Here is a 17,801-nt window from a genome sequence, read left to right as displayed (position 1 = left end):
TCCGCTCCTACCCAGCCGGGAATTGCGGCGCTTTAGCGGGAGAAATGATGGAACTGCGACACCTGCGTTATTTCATTGCCGTGGCGGAAGAGCTGCACTTCGGCCGCGCCGCCGAGCAACTGGGGATTTCCCAGCCGCCGCTGAGCCAGCAGATCCAGGCGCTGGAGGAAGAGATCGGCGCGCGTCTGCTGGAGCGCACCAATCGTCGCGTGGCGCTGACCGAAGCGGGGCGGCTGTTTCTCGACGAGGCGCGCCAGGTACTCCAGCAGGTGGACCGCGCCGTGCTGCTGGCGCGGCGCGCACACCAGGGCGAGATCGGCGAGCTCAAGGTCGGCTTCACTGCGTCGGCGCCTTTCACTTCCAGCATCCCGCGCGCGATTCTGGCGTTCCGCCAGGCCTACCCGGATGTGCACCTGGACCTGCAGGAACTGAGCAGCGGGCAGGCGGTGCAGGCGCTGCTGGAAGAGCGTGTGCAGGTCGGCCTGATCCGCCCGATCCCGCTGCCGGAAACCCTGGAAGCCGTGGAGCTGTTCAGCGAACCGCTGGTGGCGGTGCTGCGCGCCGATCACCCGCTGGCGCAGGCCAGCCAGGAGGGCCTGGAGTTCGCCGCGCTGGCCGAGGAGCCCTTCGTGTTCTTCCCGCGCAGCTATGGCACCGGCCTCTATAGCCAGCTGATGGCACTGTCGCGGCAAGCCGGTTTCAGCCCGCGCATCGCCCAGGAGGCGGGCGAGGCGATGACCATCATCGGCCTGGTGGCGGCGGGGTTGGGGGTGTCGATGCTGCCGGCGTCATTCCGTCGTACACGGGTGGACGGTGTGGTCTATCGCACGCTGATCGATCCGGGCGCCACCAGCTCGGTGTGGCTGGTGCGCCGGCGCAACGAGACGTCGCGCCTGGCGCAGTCGTTCTTCGACCTGGTGACCCACGAAGTCCAGGCTGGCAGGGCCGGCTGAGGGCGCGTCGCGTAGGGCGAATAAAGCGGAACGCTTTATCCGCCGTTACCCGCCCTACGGCAGGGCAGCACGAGCGGGTTACTTCAGCGTGCCCCCGGCGTCGACTTCGTCGATGAGCGGGATCAGCGCGTCGGCGTGATGCCCAGGTTCTGCTGGATCTTCTCGTTGAGGAGGGTGACCCAGTTGTTGTAGTTGCGGTGGATCTGTCCGTCCTTCTCGTCCAGGCCGCTGCTGCTGCGCAGCTTGATGGAGTACTGCTGGCTGGTATAGGGAATGCTGATCTCGGCGTGGTGGCGCTCGCGCACGGTGATCTCGGCGTAGATCACGCTGCCGTTGTCCTGCTGCAGGGTCCACTTCTGCTCCGCCAGCGCCTGGTGGATCGCCTGCTGCACCTGGGCGGCGGTGCGCTGGCTGCTCGGCGGCAGGCTCTGGTCGATGTTCTGCACGGCCCTGCCGGTGCAGCCGATGACCAGCACGGTAGCCACGCAGAGGATGATGCTACGGATCAGACGGGACATGGATTGCTCTCCTTGCAGTGTCGGTAGTCGGGGCCGTTGGCAGGCGTCTCAGCGCCAGCGCTTGAAAATCAGCGAGGTGTTGATGCCGCCAAAAGCGAAGTTGTTGTTCATCACGTACTCGTGGCTCATCGCGCGCGGCTCGCCCCGCAGATAGTCGAGCTCGCCGCAGCGCGGGTCGATCTCGTCCAGGTTGAGGGTGTGCACGTAGCGGTCGCTGTTCATCATCTCGATGCTGAACCAGGACTCCAGCGCGCCGCACGCTCCCAGAGTGTGGCCCAGGAAACTCTTCTGCGAGCTGATCGGCATGCGCTTTCCGAACAGTTCGCTGGTGGCCAGGGTCTCGGCGATATCGCCCTGCTCGGTGGCGGTGCCGTGGCCGTTCACGTAGCCGATGGCGTCGATACTCAGGCCGGCATCTTCCAGCGCCAGCTCCATGGCGCGGCGCATGGTCACCTGCTCGGGGCGGGTGGTGTGCTGGCCGTCGGCGTTGCTGCCGAAGCCGACGATCTCGGCATGGATGCGCGCACCACGGGCGAGGGCGTGGTCCAGGTCCTCCAGGACCAGCATGCCGGCGCCTTCGCCGATCACCAGGCCGTCGCGGCCGCTGTCATAGGGGCGTGGGGTCTTGTGCGGGGTGTCGTTCTTCAGGCTGGTGGCGTAGAGCGCGTCGAACACCATGGCTTCGGTCGGGCACAGCTCTTCGGCGCCACCGGCGAGCATCAGCGGCAAGCGGCCGAAGCGGATCGCCTCGTAGGCGTAGCCGATGCCCTGGCTGCCACTGGTGCAGGCGCTGGAAGTCGGGATCACCCGGCCCTTGAGGCCGAAGAAGATGCTGATATTCGCCGCCGTGGTGTGCGGCATCATGCGCACATAGGAGTTGGCGTTGAGGCCGTCGGCCACCGAGTTCAGCAGCATGTTACCGAACGCCTTGATCTCGTCGGTGCTGCCGGTGGAGGAACCGCAGGCGACGCCCATGCGGCCGTCGCGGATCGATTCGTCATCCAGCAGACCGGCGTCGGCCAGCGCGCGCTCGGCGGCGCCCACCGACAGGCGCGAGACGCGGCCCATGCTGCGCAGCTGCTTGCGGGTCCAGTGCCTGGGCACCACGAAGTCCAGCACTGGGCCGGCCAGGCGGGTGTTCAGTTCGGTGAAGCGGTCCCACTCGTCCATGCGGCGGATGCCGCTCTGGTTGGCGCTGAAGTTCGCCTCGATGCTCGCCCAGTCCGAACCCAGCGAAGTGATGCCGGACATGCCGGTAACGACCACACGCTTCATCAGCACAGCCCTCCGTTGACCGCCAGCACCTGGCGGGTGATGTAGCCGGCCTCGGCCGACATCAGGAAGTTCACCGCGCTGGCCACTTCCTCGGGCGTGCCCATGCGCTGGGCGGGGATCATCTTGAGGATTTCCTCCACCGGCACCTGCTCGTCGAGCATGGCGGTGTCGATCAGCCCCGGCGCCACGCAGTTCACCGTGATCCTGCGCTTGCCCAGCTCGATGGCCAGCGCCTTGGCGGCGCCGATCACGCCGGCCTTGGAGGCGCTGTAATTGACTTGGCCGCGGTTGCCGATCAGCCCGGACACCGAGGTGATGCAGACGATGCGTCCCGGCTGGCGACGGCGGATCATCGGCATGATTACCGGGTGCAGGACGTTGTAGAAGCCGTCGAGGTTGGTGCGCAGCACCTGGTCCCAGTCTTCTTCGGTGAGCGCCGGGAAGGCGCCGTCGCGGGTCAGGCCGGCGTTGCACACCACGCCGTAGTAGGCGCCGTGGGTTTCCACGTCGGCTTCGAGGATGCTGCGCGCGGCTTCGCGCTCGGCCACGTCGAATTGCAGCACGCGGGCGGTGCGGCCCAGCGCCTGGATTTCGGCCTGCACGGCATCGGCCTCGGCGCGGCCGCTGCGGCAATGCAGCACCAGGTCGAAGCCGGCCTGGGCCAGGCGCAGGGCGATGGCGCGGCCGATGCCGCGGCTGGAGCCGGTTACGAGGATGGAATCAGTCATACGCTTGGCTCTTTCGGCTCTCGCTCTGCAAGAGCGGGTTCTTGTAGGTAGCTGGCGGGTTCTGGCGGGCGGAACACGGTCAGGCGCGCCAGCGCCTTGATCCCAGGCCCGTCCAGATGGCACTCGAAAACGCCCATGCCATTGTCGTCCTGCAGGGTGCGAATGGCATGGAGGGTCAGCACGCTGCCGGCGGGGAAGCTCGCCACGTCGCACTGGTACTGGCGGGTGCCGAGCAGGAAGCCCAGTTCCACCGGCTCGCCGCGCGAGCGTGCCTGGCAACCGGCGTAGGCGGCGACGCTCTGCGCCATCAGCTCCACGCCGACCCAGGCCGGCAGGCTGCCGTCGGCCTCGTTGAACAGGCCGCCCGGGCGCACCGTCAGGCGCGTGCGAATGTCCTCGTCGCCGAAGTCGAGCACTTCGTCGAGGAGGATCATGTCGCCCGCGTGGGGCAGCAGCGAGGCGATCGGCCAGTCGATCATCGGGTCACTCCAGAATCTTCGCTCATCTCGCCCAGGATCAGGCTGATGTTGTTGCCGCCGAAGGCGAACGAGTTGCTCATCAGGTAGCGCGGGCCTTCGTTTGGCAGGCGCGGGGCGTCGTCGCCCACCAGTTGCAGCGCCGGCAGTTGCGGGTCGGCCATGCCGTCCCAGCGCTGCGGCGGCAAGCGATTATGCGGGTTGTGCTCGCTCAGCAGCAGCCAGCAGAACGCCGCTTCCAGTGCGCCGGCGGCGCCGAGGGTATGCCCGGACAGCGGTTTGGTCGAGGAGCAGGGCACGCCGGCGGGGAATTCCGCGCTGACGGCGAGGCTTTCCATGGCGTCGTTGTGCGCGGTCGCGGTGCCGTGCAGGTTCAGGTAGGCAATTTGCGCGGCGTCGAGCTTCGCGTCGGCCAGCGCCTTGCGCATCGCCTCGCGGGCACCACGGCCCTCGGGCTCGGGCGCGGAAATGTGGTGCGCATCGGAGCTGGCGCCAGCGCCGAGCAGGGCCACGCGGGCGGGCTCGCGGGTCATCAGGAACAGCGCGGCACCTTCGCCGATGTTGATGCCTCGACGGTTGGCGGAGAACGGCTTGCACCGTTCATCCGACACCGCCTCCAGCGCACTGAAGCCGTTGAGCGTCAACTCGCACAGGCTGTCCACGCCGCCGCACAACACCGCGTCGCACAGCCCCAGGTTCAGCAACCGGCGCGCGCTCTGCAGGGCGCGGCCACTGGAGGTGCAGGCGGTGGAAATGACGTAGGCGGGGCCGGCCAGCTCGTAGTGCTCGGCGAGGAAGGCCGCGGGGTTGCACAGTTCCTGGTGCGAATAGTGGAAGCCTTCGGGCAACTGGCCGTGCAGGTGATGATGGCGAATGCCCTGGGCGGATTCGTGAATACCCGAGGTGCTGGTGCCCAGCACCACCGCCACGCGCGCGGCGCCGTAGCGCTGGATGGCCGTGCGGATGGCCGGGACGATCTGCGTGGCGGCGGCCAGCAGCAGGCGGTTGTTGCGGGTGTCGTGGCGCTGCTCGGGAATGTTCGCCAGACGCGCCTTCACCGTGCCCACCGGCAGGCTCCTGCCCGGCACCCAGCCCGATTGCACCTGCATGCCGGCGGACTCGCTCGCCAGTAGCGCGGCGGCCACTTCGCGGCGGTCGTTGCCCAGCGCGCAGATCAGGCCCAGTTCGTTCAGATAGGTCGCGGTCATGGAGCGGTTTCCAGGGGCGTCACCCGGTAACGGAGGTCGGCGGATTCCACAGTGAAATCCTGCGCCGAACGGTAAGTGATCTTCCAGCGTGGCTGCAGCTCACGCGTGGCGCCAGCCATCCGGAAGTCCGTGGGCGGGTAGCGCTGGGCGAGTTCACCTTCGGGCGTGAGGGCGAACAGCAGCACGGCGAACAAGTCGCGCGCTTCCGGGTTGGGCGGCAGCAGGCCGTCGTTGTTCCATTCTCCGTCATGCAGCAGCTGGCGCGACAGCGGGATGCCCAGTGGGTCGATCAGCGACCAGCGCAGCGTTGCGCCTTCGCGTTGAATCACCAGCAGCCAGTCCTGGCTGGTCGTTTTGCCGGCCGCGCCTTGTTCGCGCTGGATATGCAGCTGCAGCGGCGTCGCCAGCGTCGGCAACGCGGACGGCAGCGGCGCATGCTGGGCGCAACCGGCCAGCAGCAGAACAAAGGCGAGGCTCAGCCAGCGGAGCATGTTCAGCGACTCTCCAGCGGCTTGCGCACCACGGCGTTGACCAGGGTTTCCTCGCGCTCACCGAAGGGTTTCGGCTGGCGGATGCCCCAGCGCTCCAGCAGGCCGAAGTCCCTGGAACGGCTCCACCACAGGTAGGGGTAGGAGACGTTCTGCTCGGCGAACTCGAAGCCCTGCTCGCGGAGCATCTGCAGGTACTGCGGCGCACTCTTCTGCACATGCATCGGGTGGCGGAAGAACCAGCGGATTACCCAGGTATTGATGTACGCCTGGGTGGATTCGGCGAACAGCAGCAGGCCGCCCGGCTTGAGCACGCGCCAGAACTCGGCCAGCGCGCGTTCCTGCTCCATCAGGTGGTGGAAGGTCTGGTGGCAGAACAGGATGTCGACGCTGGCCGAGGGCAGCATCAGGTCAGCGCAGTCGGCGCAGCTCAGTTCCACCTCGATGTTCTCCCGCGCTGCTTCCATGGCCGAGCAGTCGAGGCTGTGCGGGTCGGCGTCGAGGCCGATCATTCGTCCGGGCTGGAACGCCTCGCGCAGCAGGCGGAACGAACGGCCCTGGCCGCAGCCGGCGTCGAGCAATACCGGGTTGGCCGGAATGTCCCAGCTGACCAGACGCTTGAGGTCGTTGATCGCCACGCGCAACACATGGTGCTGCCAGGTGTGGCTTTGCAGGAACCAGAACCCGAAGCGGGTTTCTTCGACATAGGTGGAGGCGGGGCGGGTCATGACAGTCCTTGTCCTTTTAGCTGGCGCAGATTTCGGAAAGCACCCGCAGGCGGCGCTGCGGTTCGGCGACGAAGGGATTGCGTGTGTCCCAGGCGTAGCCGGCGAGGATCGAGCTGATCATCCGGCGGATTTCCGGGGTGGCCTTCTCGTAGAAGATCACGTCCTGGAAGCTGCCGTCGTACCAGCCCTCGACATAGGCGCGGAAGGTGTCCACGCCGCGCTTGAGCGGCTGGGCGAAGTCGCCTTCCCAGTCCACCGTCTCGCCCTTGAGCTGCCGGTCGAGCAGGTTGGCGGCCATACTGGAGGAGCGCATGGCGATGGTGACGCCGGAGGAGAATACCGGGTCGAGGAATTCCGCTGCGTTGCCCAGCAGGGCGAAGCCCGGCCCGGCCAGACGCTTGACGTTCGCCGAGTAGCCGCCGAGGGTGCGCGCCGGGGTGTCCCACACGGCGTTCTTCAGCAGCGGGCGCAGGTTCGGCGCAGCATCGTAGAAATCCTTCAGGCAGGCGTCCAGGTCATCCAGCTTGCCTTCGAAGTGACGGTCCTCGGCGACCACGCCGACCGAGGTGCGGCCATCGCTGAAGGGGATGGTCCAGTACCAGATGCCGCGCTCTTGCGGGTGGATGCTGATGAGGATCTTCTCGCGGTCGAATTCCGGCGCGTCGATACGGTCCTCGATATGCGTGAACACCGCGCGGCGTACCGGGAAACCGGAGGGCGCTTCGAGGTCGAGCAGGCGCGGCAGCACGCGGCCATAGCCGCTGGCGTCGAGGACGAAGGCGCATTCCACTTCGTACTCGCTGCCGTCCAGGCGGCGCACCCGCAGGCGCGGGCAGGTGCCGGCGAAGTCGGCGGCGACGATCTCCTCCTCGTAGCGGATTTCCACGCCCTGCAGTTCAGCCTGATCGGCCAGCAACTGGTCGAAGCGCGCGCGCTGGACCTGGAAGGTGCTGCCCTTGCCCTCGGTGAACTTGTCGCGGAAATCGAACGCGGTGTAGCGCTCGCCCCAGCCGAAGGCCGCGCCGTGCTTGACCTGGAATCCGGCGGCCAGGACCGCGTCGAGCATCCCGGCTTCCTCGACGAAGTCCAGGCAGTGCGACAGCAGGCTCTCGCCGATGGAGAAGCGCGGGAAGCGCTGGCGCTCCAGCACCAGCACGTCATGGCCCTTGCGCTTGAGCAGGGCGGCGGCGATGGCGCCGGACGGGCCGGCGCCGATCACGACGACGGTGCGTTGTTGCAGATCAGGGGCGGACATCTGAGGGGCTCCTTGCCGGGGCGTGATCCAGGGATTCAGTCGCGGTGCGCGCACGGCGTACGCCGCAGAGGGCGGGCAGCAGGGTGGCGAACAGGCTCATCAGCAGCAGGCTGAAATACAGCAGCGAGTCGATGTGGCCCTGCTGGAACAGCAGGTTGAGGAAGACGATTTCGGTCAACCCGCGAATGTTCAGCAGCAGGCTTTCCTTCCACAAATCACCCCGGCTTGCGCCCGGCAGCGCCCAGCGCAGGCCGAGCCAGCTACCCGCCAGCTTGCTGACCACAGGCAGCACCAGCAGCGCGCCGAGGTACAGCCAGGAGTACCCGGCAAGCGCGTGGTGGAAGTCGATCTGCAGGATGCCGAAGGCCAGCACCAGCGGCACCAGCAGATAGTTCTGCAAGGCCAGCGCTGCCCGTGGCGACACCGGCAAGAGGAACGGCTGGCGCACCGCGGCCTGGGCCATCAACCAGGTGATGGCGAACACCAGGGTATTCAGGTGCCAGTGCTGGAAGGCGATCATCAGGCCGAAGAACGGCAGGCTGAAGGCCAGCGCATGGCGTACGCGAAGCAGGCGCAGCAGCAGCGGCACGCTGCCGGCCAGCAGCGGCCAGACCAGCTGGATCGGATCGCTGCTGCCCTCGGCCAGGCCGAACAGGCTCCAGCACCACAGGTCCATCAGCACCGCCGCGTGCATCAGGCGGCGGGTGGACTCTTCGGGGTAGTCGATGTTGCGCAGGAACAGGTAGAGCACCGGGATCGCGGTGATCGAGAACAGCAGGCCGATGCCCAGCACGCTCATGCCTTCGCGCACGCCCAGCAGCCACCAGGCGCTGGCCATGCCGCAGGCCAGCGGCACGGCGAAACTGGGCAGGGCGATCTTCAGACTCTGGCGGCTGACATCGAGGTCGATCACATCGCTGAGGATGTGCCCCAGCAGCAGCGCGAAGCCGATGTCATAGAGCGGCCGCAGCCACGGCGCGCTGACCAGCGTGCGCACCTCGAAGCCCTGGCTTTGCAGCGCGACGAACAGCAGCGGCAGCAGCAGGCCCGCCACCAGCAACTGGCTGACGATGGGCAGCAGGCGCAGGCGTTTGCCGCCGATCACTGCGAGGGCGAACAGCGGCGGCATGGCCAGCCAGAACAGCATCGTCAGCATGCCGGTGCTCCTTCTCGGCTGCTTGCGCCAGCCCAGGGGCAGAACAGGAAGCAGAACGCCAGGCCCAGCCCCACGGCCAGGCCGAAGTTGCTGATCACCGGCGTGCTGGAGAGGGCCAACAGGCCGAACGACAGCCAGGTGGTGATGGCCGCCAGCAGCACGCCGACCAGGCTCACCGCCACACCGCCGACGCGCTCGCGCATGAGGATGGTGTAATCCACGCCGATGGCGGTCACCAGTAGCAGGCCGAACAGGCTGAACAGGGTCAGTGGCTGCCCCAGCCAGCCGAGGCTGGCGAGGCTGCACAATGCCGCCAGCAGCGGCAGCAGGACGATGCGCAGGGCGCCGTGCGGGCCGAAGGGTTTCAACAGCAGGGCGAAGATCAGTACGCAGGAGAGCAGCTTGAGTTCGGTGGCGCTGACCTGGGTGGCGGCGAACAGGCGGTTCAGCTCGCCGAGACGATCCACCAACTGCACGCCTTGCAGCCCCTTGGCCTGTTCGGCCAGCACGCCGGCATCGGACAGGCCCTGCAAACTCACCAGCCCGGCCACGCCACCGTCGATGGTGCCCAGCCACAGCGGCCGCCACGGCTCGCCCAGCGGGCCTTGCAGCGCCTGGTCGAGGGTTTGTGGCGGGAGCTTTTCCAGCTGATCCAGCTCGGCTTGCAGCGCGGCTTGCGGAATGCCCAGGTCGATCAGCGCCTGCCAGTGTTGCGGCAGTTGGCGCAGCGCCTCGCGGGCCTGTTGTTGCTGCTGTGGGGTGGCGAGCAACTGGTTGAGCGCCAGATAGCCCTTGAGCTGGCCGGAGGCGACCAGCGTGTCCAGCCGCGCGGCCAGTTCCGCCTGGCGTTGCAGCAGCTGGGTTTCATCGGCAGCGCGGACCAGGAAGAACTGGCTGGTGGGCTGGTAGCCGGTGATGCGCGCGGCGGCCTGGGCCTCGCTGAGCAGTTGCGGCTTGGCGCCCAGCCACTGGCGCAGGTCGTTCTTCACCTGCAACTGCCATAGCCCGCCGGCGCAGAACAGCGCGACCACCGCGAGCAGTGGCCAGCTTCCCGTGCGTTTGAGCAGCGCCTGGCGCAGCCCGATCAAGCGTTCGCCCAACGCGAGCAGCAAGGGTTGCGGGGCGATGGCATCGCCACGCAGCAGCAGCGGCAGCAGGCCGATCACGCACAGGTAGGCGGCGAGCAAGCCGGCCACCGAGAAGGTCGCCACCTGGGTCAGCGCCGGGAAGGGCGTGCAGGCCAGCGCGAGGTAGCCGATCAGGTTGGTGGCGAGGCTGAGGAACAGACCGCGCTGGCTGAGTTTCAGCGCGTGCCAAGGCTGCCAATGAGTGGCAGTCCAGGCCTTGGACAGGTAGTGCAGCGGGTAGTCCGAGGCCACGCCGATCAGGCTGGCGCCGAGCACCAGGGTAAGCAGGTTGATCTTGCCGAACAGCGCGATGCACGCGGTGGCGCCGGCGAGCACGCCGACCAGCACCGGCACGAAGGCCAGCAATGCGCGCACGCGGCGGAAGGCGAGCAGCAGCAGAAGCAGGGTGCCCAGTGCGGCACCGCCGCCGACCCAGGTCATCTCGCGGCTGGCCTGGCTCTGCCCGTCAGCGGCATAGAGCAGGCCGCTGGCGGCGACTATCTGCCCGCCATCGGCAGCCAGTTGCTGGCGCGCCTCGGCAACCTGTGCGGCCACGGCGCGGGGCAGGTTCATGTCGAAGGCGTCGGCGCGGGTGCGCGCGCGCAGCAGCACCCAGTGGCGGCCATCGTCTTCGGCGACCAGCGCGCCGCTGCCGATGTCCAGCTGCACCTTGGCCGTCAGCGGTTGGTGGTGCTGGATGCGCAGGGCCAGGCCGAACCAGTCCTGGTCGTTGGGCAGCAGGCCGAAGCCGGAGAAGGGGTCGAAGAGTTGTTCTACGCGCTGCTGGATGAAGGCGGCCGGCTGTTCGGCGAGTTGTCGGCGGTCGTCGGCATTGAGCAGCGCGAGGCGGCCTGCGCGCAGTTGTTCGCGCAGGGCCGGCAGGTCGGCCTGCACGCCCCACTGCACTTTTTCATAGAGGCCGCTGGCCTGCCAGCGCTCGGCCAGTTCGCGGGCGTGGGCGATGGCGGTGTCGCGCTCGGGGTAGCCGACCAGTACCAGCAGCTCGCGGTTGAGCGGTTCCTGCATGCGCTGCTCGGCCTGCCTTTGCAGGGCGTCACGGCTGCCACCGGGCACCAGCTCCAGCAGGTCGGTGCTCAGCGGCGCGGCGCCGCGCCATTGCCAGGCAGCGAGGGCGAGCAGCGCCAGCAGCCCGGCGATCACCAGGCGCGGCAGCCACAGCGGCCGCTCAGCGGGCAAAGTCACTGCGCTCCGCATCGGTCAAGCTGTCGCCGGGCTGGCTGCTGGTCATGCGCAGCACGGTGCGGTCGCCCTGGGCTTCGTGCAGTTCGATACGCTGCACCAGTTCGCCGCCGGCAATCTCGATGCTGTCGAAGATCTGCTTGAGCAGCACGGCGCGTGGCGTCAGGGTGAGCTGCCAGTCGTTCGCCTCGCCGCTCAGGGCGAGGTCGAAGTCGCGTTGCAGGCCGCTGCTGTCACCTTCCAGCACGGCGAGGAACAGGCGGTTCTGCTGCGCGCTGGCGCTGCGTTGCGGCAGTTGCTGCCAGCCGTTGGCGTCGCGCCGGGCGATGCCCTGGTCATCGATGCGGTAATCCTGCTTGAGTGGCGCTTGCAGCAGCCAGAGCAGCCCGTGCTGCTTGGCGAGGACGAAGTGGCCCTTGCTCACCAGCGGTTGCGGCAGCGAGCGCAGGTGCTTCTCCTGGATGAACTCGCCGCGCACCACCGCCGGCTTGCCGAGCTGCGCGGCCAGTTGCGGCAGGTCGAAGGCGTGGGCCAGAGGGATGCTCTCGATGAAAAGAGTCAGCAGACCGCAGACGAGCAGGGCGCGGTTCAGCATGCTTCGGCCTCCAGGGCGCGCTGCACGGCGTCGATGAACACGGCGGGCGAGGCCATCTGCATCTCGCGGCTGGCGATCTCCACGGCGACCTGGGTGCTGCTGGCGCGGGTCAGGCGCTCGCCGGTTTCGGCGTCGCTGATCAGGTAGTTGATCTTCAGGCGGTTCTCCCACTCCACCAGGTCGGCGCGCACGCTGATGCGCTGGCCGAAGCGCGCGCCGCGCACGTAGCGCAGTTGCAGGTCGATCACCGGCCAGGCGTAGCCAGCCTCGCGCATCTGCGAATAGTTGTGGTCGAGTTTGTCGAGCAGGGCGCAGCGCGCGACTTCCAGGTATTTGACGTAGTGCCCGTGCCAGACCACTTCCATCATGTCCACATCGAAGAACGGCACGAGGATTTCCACCTCGGCCTGCAGCACTCCGGCCTTACGCATAGAGCCCCCAATGGCGCGCGCGGATGCGCTCCAGGCACAGGCGCAGCTCGCCTTCCAGCGCGCGGTCCTCGATCAGCGGCGGGAAGTCCCGGCCGAGCTGCTCGTGCATGCCGCCCAGCGGCGCCGGCAGTGGGCGCGCACCGGCTTCGCCGCAACGCAGCCAGACGCCCTGTTGCGCGGCCAGCAGGGCGGCAGCGGCGACCTGTTCGGTCAAATCCAGGCTGCGCAGGGCATCGCGCGCGGCGATGGTGCCCATGCTCACCTTGTCCTGGTTGTGGCACTCGGTGGAGCGCGAGAACACGCTCGCCGGCATGCTGTTTTTCAGCGCCTCGGCGGTCCAGGCGCTGGCGCCGATCTGCACGGCCTTGAAGCCGTGGTTGATCATCGCGCGATCGGCCGGCGCGCCGGACAGGTTGCTCGGCAGGCCATGGTTGTAGCGGGTGTCCACCAGCAGCGCGAGCTGCCGGTCGAGCAGGTCGGCGACGTTGGCCACGAGGTTCTTCAGGCTGTCCATGGCGAAGGCGATGTGCCCGCCGTAGAAGTGCCCGCCATGGAGCACACGCTCGTCCTCGGCGTCGATGATCGGGTTGTCGTTGGCGCTGTTCAGTTCGATCTCGATGAACTGCCGCAGCAGGCCCAGGCTGTCGGCCAGCACCCCCAGCACGTGAGGTGCGCAGCGCAGCGAGTAGCGGTCCTGCAGACGGTGCAGCGGCGGTGTCGGTGCGTCGATGGCGAGGTCCTGACGAATCCACGCGGCGACCTGCATCTGCCCCGGATGCGGCTTGGCGGCGAACAGACGCGCGTCGAAGTGTTCCGGGTTGCCTTGCAGGGCGATGACGTTCAGTGCGGTGATGCGGGTGGCCAGCTTGAGCAGGTAGTCGGCGCGCGAGTACGCGAGGCAGGCCAGCCCGGTCATCACCGCCGTGCCGTTCATCAACGCCAGTGCCTCCTTGGGCCGCAGCACCAGCGGCTGCCAGCCCAGCTCGGCGTGGACCTCGGCGGCGCTGCGACGCTCGCCGCGCCACAGCACTTCACGCTCGCCGGCGAGGGTCGCGGCGACGTAGGACAGCGGCGTGAGGTCGCCGCTGGCGCCCACCGAGCCCTCTTCGGGGATCAGCGGCAGGATGTCGTGTGCGAGGAAGGCATGCAGGCGCTCCAGCAGTTCCAGGCGCACGCCGGAAACCCCGTGGCTCAACGAGCGCAGGCGCGCGGCGAGCACGGCGCGCACGGCGGCCGGCTCCAGCAGCTTGCCCAGGCCGCAGCCATGGAAGGTGAACAGGTGCTGCGGCAGGGCCTCGACGTGCTCCAGCGGCACGGCCACCACGCAGGAGTCGCCGTAGCCGGTGGTGACGCCGTAGATCACGCCTTCCTTGTCCAGCAGGGTGTCGAGGAACTGCGCGCCACGGGCGATCCGCGCGCGGAACTCGGCGTCATCGTCCAGGCGGCTTTCAACGCGGCGCTCGGCGAGGGCGACGATCTGTTCGATGCTCAGGTGGCCTTGGCCGAAAACCGGCGTTTCAGTGGCTGTCGTCATGGGCTTTCCAGAACGGGTAGAAGTTGAACCACTGCTGCGGCGCGCGCAGGCAGTAGTGTTCCAGGCGTTGGGCGTAGCGCTGGGTCCAGTGTTTCAGGACCTCGGCGCGGTTGCTGCGGCGCCACTGGATGCGCTCGGCGAAGGGCTCCAGGTGCACGCGGTAGTGCCCTTCTTCCTTCAGGCAGAACATCAGGTTGGCTGGGCATTGCAGCAGCCCGGCGAGCAACCAGGGCCCCTGCGGGAAGGCGGCCGGCGCACCGAGGAAGTCGACCTCGACGTTGCGCCCGCCGTGCAGCGGAATGCGGTCGCCGGCGATCGCCAGCCATTCGCCGGCGTCCAGGCGCTGGGAGAGCTGCAGCATGATCGCCGGGTCCAGCTCGCTCACCTGGATCAGCCGCAGGTGGCTGGCGCCGGATTCGCCCAGCAGCTGGTTGAACTGCTCGGCGTGGCGGGTGTGCACCAGCACGTTCATCCGCACCTTTTCGCCCAGCTCGGCCAGCGCGCGGCAGACTTCGAGGTTGCCCAGGTGCGCGCCCACCAGCAGTTGGCCACGGCCGCTGCGCAGTTGCGCGCGCAGGTTGTGCGGGTCGTTCAGTTCGATACTGGAGACATCCAGGCGACCGGCCCAGACGTCGAGCTTGTCGAGGATGGCGTCGGCAAAAGCCATGAACTGACCGAACACGCGGCCGGTGCTCGGGCTCAGCGAAGCGTCGCCGCTGTGTTGCGCCAGGCGCTGCTGGTACTCGCGGATGGCACCGCGCGCACGGGCGCCGAAGAGGAAGAAGTACAGCACGATCAGGTGCAGCAGCGGCGACAGCAGGCGCCGGCCGAAGGTGCGTGCCGCCCAGGCGGTGAAGCGCATCAGCAGCAGGCTGCCGCGCTCGCGCTGTTGCGCCCAGTGCTGCGCGCTCACGCGGCGCTCCGCAGGCGGCGCCAGAGGATCGCCGGGGAGCGCCAGAGCATGCCGAAGAACAGCCGGGCGTGCATGGAGGAGATCAGCGCGTTGTCGTGGAACAGGCGGAAGTGCGAGAGGCCGTCCAGCGGGTAATGCACCTTCGTCGGCAGCCACTGCATCGGCTGGTTGCGCCAGGCCAGGCGGACGAGGATTTCCGGGTCGAAGTCCATGCGCTTGCCCAGCGTGGTGCTGTCGATCAGCTTCAGCGTGGCGGTGAGCGGGTAGACGCGGAAGCCGCACATGCCGTCGCGGATCGACAGCGACAGGCTGTTGATCCACACCCAGACGTGGGTCAGGTAGCGCGCATAGAGACGGCCCTTGGGCACGCTCTCGTCGTACTGCGGGTAGCCGCAGACCAGCGCCTCGGGGTGCTCGCGGGATGTGCCGAGGAAGCGCTGTACATCGCCCAGGTCATGCTGGCCGTCGGCGTCCACCTGCAGCGCATGGCTGAAGCCCAGGCGCGCGGCCTCGCGCAGGCCGGCCATCACCGCGCCGCCCTTGCCCTGGTTCACCGGCAGGCGCACCAGGTACGTGTCGCGGCCTGCGGCGAGCTGGTCCATCACCGCCGCGCACTCGCGGCTGGAGGCGTCGTCGACCAGTACGCAGGGCAGCCCGGCGGCGAGCAGTTCGGCGACCACCTGGGGCAGCGCGTGCTCGTGGTTGTACACCGGGATGACCGCGCAGGGGCGCGTGTTCATGTGTCTGTTCCGAGGAGGATACGCCCGGAGGAGCAGGCCGCCCCGCCACGGGTGAAGGCGAAGTACAGCTTGCCGCGCGCGGCGTCCCAGCGCAGAGCCAACTGGCAGGTATCGCCCGGTCGCAGCAACTGCTGGAACTTCAGCACTTCCATGCCGCCGAAGCGCGGCGGCAGGTCGAATACCTGGCGGCCCAGCTGCTGTGCCCACTGCACCTGCACCACGCCCGGCAGCACGGGGGCCTTGGGGAAATGGCCGGGGAAGCAGGCGAGGTCCGGGGGGATTTCCAGCTGGAAGTGCTGTTCGCCTTCCGTCTCGCGGCGCGCCAGGACTTCGGGGGCGAGGCTGCGTGGCGCGTGCAGCAACTCGTCCACCAGGCTTTGCGCCAGCTTGCCCTGGGCGTTGCCCGGCAGGCGCCGTAGCAGGCGCCAGCGGCGCGGCAGGGCGAGGGCTTCGCAGTGGTCGGCGAGGTGTTCGCGCAGACGCTGGGTCAGCGCGCGGCGGCCGCCGTTGCGCAGCTCATGCAGGCCGGCGTCGCTCAGGGCGACCAGCGCGCCGAGGCTGGCGCGATTCTCCTGGACCACGCCCAGGCGCGCTTCGCTGACGAAGGGGTGCTTGGCCAGCGCCGCTTCCAGTTGCGGCAGGGAAATGCGTTTTTCTTCCAGTTTGACGATGCGGTCCAGCCGGCCGAGCAGCTCGAAGCGGCCGTCGGCGCACAGGCGCGCGGCGTCGGCGGTCTGCTCGGTTTCGCCGGGCGGCAGGTAGGTCGATTCGATGCGCAGCGCGCCGTGCTCGTCCTGGCTCAGGCTCACGCCGTCGAATGGCTGCCAGAGCTGGCCGCCCTGACGCCAGGCGATGCCGCCGGTCTCGGAGCTGCCGTAGATTTCCGTGGGGGCCTGGCCGAGGCGTTCGTGCAGCCGTTCGCCGGCTTCGGCCGGCAGCGGGCCGCCGGAGGAGAACACCCGCACCACCGGGCGCAGCGCCGGCCAGTCGAGGTTGTCGCCCATGCGCTTGAGCAGCGCCGGGCTGCCGACCCAGGCGAAGCGCGGCTGGTCGAGGCTCAGGCGTTGCAGGTCTTCGGGGAAGGCAATCTGCCGACGGAGGAAGGCGCGCCCGGCGGACAGCGGCCAGAGCACGCGGAACAGCAGGCCGTAGATGTGCTGCGCGGCGACACTGCCGAGGATGCGCGCCTCGCCCAGTTCGGCGCCCCAGAGGTTCTCCAGCACCTGCACTTCGTTGCTCAGTTGGCGCAGCGACTTGCCGATCAGCTTGGGTTCGCCAGTGGAGCCGGAGGTGCTGAGCACCAGGCGGCAGGCGTCGAGGTCCAGCTCTTCAGGTGCAAGAGGAGCCGCAGGCAGCGGCGGGCCGCTCAGGTCGGCCAGCAGCAGGTCGCCGGGCTGGTCGCCGATCCAGGCGTCGATCTGCGAGGCCAGGCGCTCGCGGCTGTGGGTGAGGTTGTCCGCCGGTAGCACGGCTTCGGCGCCCGCCAGCCAGGCGGCGTAGAGGGCGATGGCCAGTTCGGCGGCGTCTTCCAGGTGGATCGCCACGCGCTGGGCGTTGCGCTGGCGCAAGGCGCCGGCAACGGTACAGGCGCGCTGCACGAAGTCGTCGGCGAGCAGCATTGGTTCCAGCGCCAGCGGACGCCCGGCGGGCAACTCCAGCAGCAGCCGGGCGAGGGCGATCGGTTTCATCCTTGACCTCTGACCCGTTGCCGCACCAGCCACTCGACGGCGAACAGCACGCCCATCAGCAGGTAGGAAATCAGGCCGTTGTACAGCGTCCACCAGGCCAGCGGCGCCCATAGCGTAAGGGCCGCGGCGATCAGGCCGTTACCGAGAAAAAACAGCACCCAGACCTGGGTGACCCGGCGTGTATAGCGCACTGCGTGGGGCGGTAGCTCCGGCTCGCGCAGGCGCGCCAGGCGTTCCACCAGCGGCGGGCCGAATTTCAGGCTGAGGGCGAACAGGCAGAGCAGGCCCGCGCTGATCAGCACCGGGTACCAGCGCAGCAGATGCGGTTCGTCGGACAGCCACAGCACGATGCAGAACGCCACGGCGGCCAGCGCCATCCAGCGTTGGCCGGGGCGTTGCCCGCTGCCCAGGCTGCGGGCGAACCACAAGCCGCCCAGCAGCAACGCGAAGAACTTCGGCGACAGGTGATCGATGCCGAAGTAGATCGCGAACGGGTAGAGCAACCCGGCCAGCAGGAGGCCGAGCCCGACCAGGCGGGTCATGGGTTGGCCAGGCGATAGACCGCTTCGACCACATCACCGACGGTGCGCACCGACTTGAATTCCTCGGCGGCGATTTTCTTGCCGGTGTGGCGCTTGAGGTGGTCGATCAGGTCGACGGCGTCGATGCTGTCGATTTCCAGGTCTTCGTACAGGTTGGCGTCGAGGCTGATCTGCTCCGGCTCCAGCTCGAACAGTTCGACCAGGGCGTCGCGCAGGGTGTTGAAGATGTCCTCACGGGTTTGCATG

General features: G+C 68.3%; 19 protein-coding genes. 1 reads left to right on the top strand and 18 read right to left on the bottom strand.

What is annotated here, in order from left to right; genetic code table 11:
- The first annotated feature begins 47 nt into the window (after nucleotides 1–47).
- Complete coding sequence (locus CTR55_RS23645) at nucleotides 48–953, top strand: LysR family transcriptional regulator (RefSeq protein ID WP_296289893.1); 906 nt, start codon at nucleotides 48–50, stop codon at nucleotides 951–953.
- A gap of 122 nt (nucleotides 954–1,075) precedes the next feature.
- On the opposite strand, the gene CTR55_RS23640 is transcribed toward CTR55_RS23645, so the two are convergent.
- Genes CTR55_RS23640 through CTR55_RS23555 form a run of 18 tightly spaced genes read right to left on the bottom strand, consistent with a single transcriptional unit; the run spans nucleotide 1,076 to nucleotide 17,800 of the window.
- Nucleotides 1,076–1,471: a hypothetical protein gene (locus CTR55_RS23640; protein ID WP_296289891.1), complete on the bottom strand. Its 396-nt coding sequence runs from the start codon at nucleotides 1,469–1,471 to the stop codon at nucleotides 1,076–1,078.
- 48 nt (nucleotides 1,472–1,519) lie between these two features.
- Nucleotides 1,520–2,746 carry a beta-ketoacyl-ACP synthase gene (locus tag CTR55_RS23635; RefSeq protein WP_296289889.1) on the bottom strand — a complete coding sequence of 409 codons (1,227 nt, stop codon included), beginning with the start codon at nucleotides 2,744–2,746 and terminating at the stop codon, nucleotides 1,520–1,522.
- Nucleotides 2,746–3,474, bottom strand: coding sequence for a 3-oxoacyl-ACP reductase FabG (fabG, locus tag CTR55_RS23630; protein WP_296289887.1), 729 nt, complete (start codon nucleotides 3,472–3,474; stop codon nucleotides 2,746–2,748). The genes CTR55_RS23635 and fabG overlap by 1 nt, the downstream gene beginning before the upstream one ends.
- Complete coding sequence (locus CTR55_RS23625; RefSeq protein ID WP_296289886.1) at nucleotides 3,471–3,953, bottom strand: hotdog family protein; 483 nt, start codon at nucleotides 3,951–3,953, stop codon at nucleotides 3,471–3,473. The genes fabG and CTR55_RS23625 overlap by 4 nt, the downstream gene beginning before the upstream one ends.
- Nucleotides 3,950–5,158, bottom strand: coding sequence for a beta-ketoacyl-[acyl-carrier-protein] synthase family protein (locus tag CTR55_RS23620; protein WP_296289883.1), 1,209 nt, complete (start codon nucleotides 5,156–5,158; stop codon nucleotides 3,950–3,952). Before CTR55_RS23620 ends, CTR55_RS23625 begins: the two co-directional genes overlap by 4 nt.
- Entirely contained in the window at nucleotides 5,155–5,649 is a 495-nt protein-coding gene (locus tag CTR55_RS23615) for a hypothetical protein (protein ID WP_296289882.1), read from the bottom strand. Before CTR55_RS23615 ends, CTR55_RS23620 begins: the two co-directional genes overlap by 4 nt.
- Nucleotides 5,650–5,651: 2 nt before the next feature.
- The gene (locus tag CTR55_RS23610; protein WP_296289880.1) at nucleotides 5,652–6,374 is read right to left on the bottom strand and encodes a class I SAM-dependent methyltransferase; all 723 of its coding nucleotides are present in this window, start codon (nucleotides 6,372–6,374) and stop codon (nucleotides 5,652–5,654) included.
- Nucleotides 6,375–6,390: 16 nt separating this feature from the next.
- Nucleotides 6,391–7,629 carry an NAD(P)/FAD-dependent oxidoreductase gene (locus tag CTR55_RS23605; protein ID WP_296289879.1) on the bottom strand — a complete coding sequence of 413 codons (1,239 nt, stop codon included), beginning with the start codon at nucleotides 7,627–7,629 and terminating at the stop codon, nucleotides 6,391–6,393.
- Entirely contained in the window at nucleotides 7,616–8,785 is a 1,170-nt protein-coding gene (locus CTR55_RS23600) for a sodium:proton antiporter (protein WP_296289878.1), read from the bottom strand. The genes CTR55_RS23605 and CTR55_RS23600 overlap by 14 nt, the downstream gene beginning before the upstream one ends.
- Entirely contained in the window at nucleotides 8,779–11,109 is a 2,331-nt protein-coding gene (locus CTR55_RS23595; RefSeq protein ID WP_296290361.1) for a hypothetical protein, read from the bottom strand. Before CTR55_RS23595 ends, CTR55_RS23600 begins: the two co-directional genes overlap by 7 nt.
- A complete protein-coding gene (locus CTR55_RS23590; RefSeq protein WP_296289877.1) occupies nucleotides 11,099–11,707 on the bottom strand; it encodes an outer membrane lipoprotein carrier protein LolA in 609 nt (202 codons plus the stop codon). Before CTR55_RS23590 ends, CTR55_RS23595 begins: the two co-directional genes overlap by 11 nt.
- On the bottom strand, nucleotides 11,701–12,138 hold the full coding sequence (locus tag CTR55_RS23585) for an acyl-CoA thioesterase (RefSeq protein WP_296289875.1): 438 nt from the start codon (nucleotides 12,136–12,138) through the stop codon (nucleotides 11,701–11,703). The genes CTR55_RS23590 and CTR55_RS23585 overlap by 7 nt, the downstream gene beginning before the upstream one ends.
- The gene (locus CTR55_RS23580; protein WP_296289874.1) at nucleotides 12,131–13,672 is read right to left on the bottom strand and encodes an aromatic amino acid ammonia-lyase; all 1,542 of its coding nucleotides are present in this window, start codon (nucleotides 13,670–13,672) and stop codon (nucleotides 12,131–12,133) included. The genes CTR55_RS23585 and CTR55_RS23580 overlap by 8 nt, the downstream gene beginning before the upstream one ends.
- Complete coding sequence (locus CTR55_RS23575; protein WP_296290360.1) at nucleotides 13,656–14,534, bottom strand: glycosyl transferase; 879 nt, start codon at nucleotides 14,532–14,534, stop codon at nucleotides 13,656–13,658. Before CTR55_RS23575 ends, CTR55_RS23580 begins: the two co-directional genes overlap by 17 nt.
- Nucleotides 14,535–14,581: 47 nt before the next feature.
- Nucleotides 14,582–15,325, bottom strand: a complete 744-nt coding sequence (locus tag CTR55_RS23570; protein ID WP_296289873.1) for a glycosyltransferase family 2 protein — start codon at nucleotides 15,323–15,325, stop codon at nucleotides 14,582–14,584.
- Nucleotides 15,322–17,013, bottom strand: a complete 1,692-nt coding sequence (locus CTR55_RS23565; RefSeq protein WP_296289871.1) for an AMP-binding protein — start codon at nucleotides 17,011–17,013, stop codon at nucleotides 15,322–15,324. The genes CTR55_RS23570 and CTR55_RS23565 overlap by 4 nt, the downstream gene beginning before the upstream one ends.
- Nucleotides 17,010–17,555, bottom strand: coding sequence for a hypothetical protein (locus CTR55_RS23560; RefSeq protein ID WP_296289869.1), 546 nt, complete (start codon nucleotides 17,553–17,555; stop codon nucleotides 17,010–17,012). Before CTR55_RS23560 ends, CTR55_RS23565 begins: the two co-directional genes overlap by 4 nt.
- On the bottom strand, nucleotides 17,552–17,800 hold the full coding sequence (locus CTR55_RS23555; RefSeq protein ID WP_296289867.1) for an acyl carrier protein: 249 nt from the start codon (nucleotides 17,798–17,800) through the stop codon (nucleotides 17,552–17,554). Before CTR55_RS23555 ends, CTR55_RS23560 begins: the two co-directional genes overlap by 4 nt.
- Nucleotide 17,801: the final 1 nt, after the last annotated feature.

Source organism: Pseudomonas sp. (assembly GCF_002796985.1).
Classification (GTDB): Bacteria; Pseudomonadota; Gammaproteobacteria; order Pseudomonadales; family Pseudomonadaceae; genus Pseudomonas.
The sequence above is the reverse complement of the archived record's forward strand: the minus strand, read 5'-3'. Positions and strand labels throughout refer to the sequence as shown.

Excerpts from the sequence above, each read along its gene's own strand:
- CTR55_RS23645 (WP_296289893.1), top strand. The coding sequence starts at position 48 with ATGGAACTGCGACACCTGCGTTATTTCATTGCCGTGGCGGAAGAGCTG.
- CTR55_RS23640 (WP_296289891.1), bottom strand. The coding sequence starts at position 1,471 with ATGTCCCGTCTGATCCGTAGCATCATCCTCTGCGTGGCTACCGTGCTG.
- CTR55_RS23635 (WP_296289889.1), bottom strand. The coding sequence starts at position 2,746 with ATGAAGCGTGTGGTCGTTACCGGCATGTCCGGCATCACTTCGCTGGGT.
- fabG (WP_296289887.1), bottom strand. The coding sequence starts at position 3,474 with ATGACTGATTCCATCCTCGTAACCGGCTCCAGCCGCGGCATCGGCCGC.
- CTR55_RS23625 (WP_296289886.1), bottom strand. The coding sequence starts at position 3,953 with ATGATCGACTGGCCGATCGCCTCGCTGCTGCCCCACGCGGGCGACATG.
- CTR55_RS23620 (WP_296289883.1), bottom strand. The coding sequence starts at position 5,158 with ATGACCGCGACCTATCTGAACGAACTGGGCCTGATCTGCGCGCTGGGC.
- CTR55_RS23615 (WP_296289882.1), bottom strand. The coding sequence starts at position 5,649 with ATGCTCCGCTGGCTGAGCCTCGCCTTTGTTCTGCTGCTGGCCGGTTGC.
- CTR55_RS23610 (WP_296289880.1), bottom strand. The coding sequence starts at position 6,374 with ATGACCCGCCCCGCCTCCACCTATGTCGAAGAAACCCGCTTCGGGTTC.
- CTR55_RS23605 (WP_296289879.1), bottom strand. The coding sequence starts at position 7,629 with ATGTCCGCCCCTGATCTGCAACAACGCACCGTCGTCGTGATCGGCGCC.
- CTR55_RS23600 (WP_296289878.1), bottom strand. The coding sequence starts at position 8,785 with ATGCTGACGATGCTGTTCTGGCTGGCCATGCCGCCGCTGTTCGCCCTC.
- CTR55_RS23590 (WP_296289877.1), bottom strand. The coding sequence starts at position 11,707 with ATGCTGAACCGCGCCCTGCTCGTCTGCGGTCTGCTGACTCTTTTCATC.
- CTR55_RS23585 (WP_296289875.1), bottom strand. The coding sequence starts at position 12,138 with ATGCGTAAGGCCGGAGTGCTGCAGGCCGAGGTGGAAATCCTCGTGCCG.
- CTR55_RS23580 (WP_296289874.1), bottom strand. The coding sequence starts at position 13,672 with ATGACGACAGCCACTGAAACGCCGGTTTTCGGCCAAGGCCACCTGAGC.
- CTR55_RS23575 (WP_296290360.1), bottom strand. The coding sequence starts at position 14,534 with ATGCGCTTCACCGCCTGGGCGGCACGCACCTTCGGCCGGCGCCTGCTG.
- CTR55_RS23570 (WP_296289873.1), bottom strand. The coding sequence starts at position 15,325 with ATGAACACGCGCCCCTGCGCGGTCATCCCGGTGTACAACCACGAGCAC.
- CTR55_RS23565 (WP_296289871.1), bottom strand. The coding sequence starts at position 17,013 with ATGAAACCGATCGCCCTCGCCCGGCTGCTGCTGGAGTTGCCCGCCGGG.
- CTR55_RS23560 (WP_296289869.1), bottom strand. The coding sequence starts at position 17,555 with ATGACCCGCCTGGTCGGGCTCGGCCTCCTGCTGGCCGGGTTGCTCTAC.
- CTR55_RS23555 (WP_296289867.1), bottom strand. The coding sequence starts at position 17,800 with ATGCAAACCCGTGAGGACATCTTCAACACCCTGCGCGACGCCCTGGTC.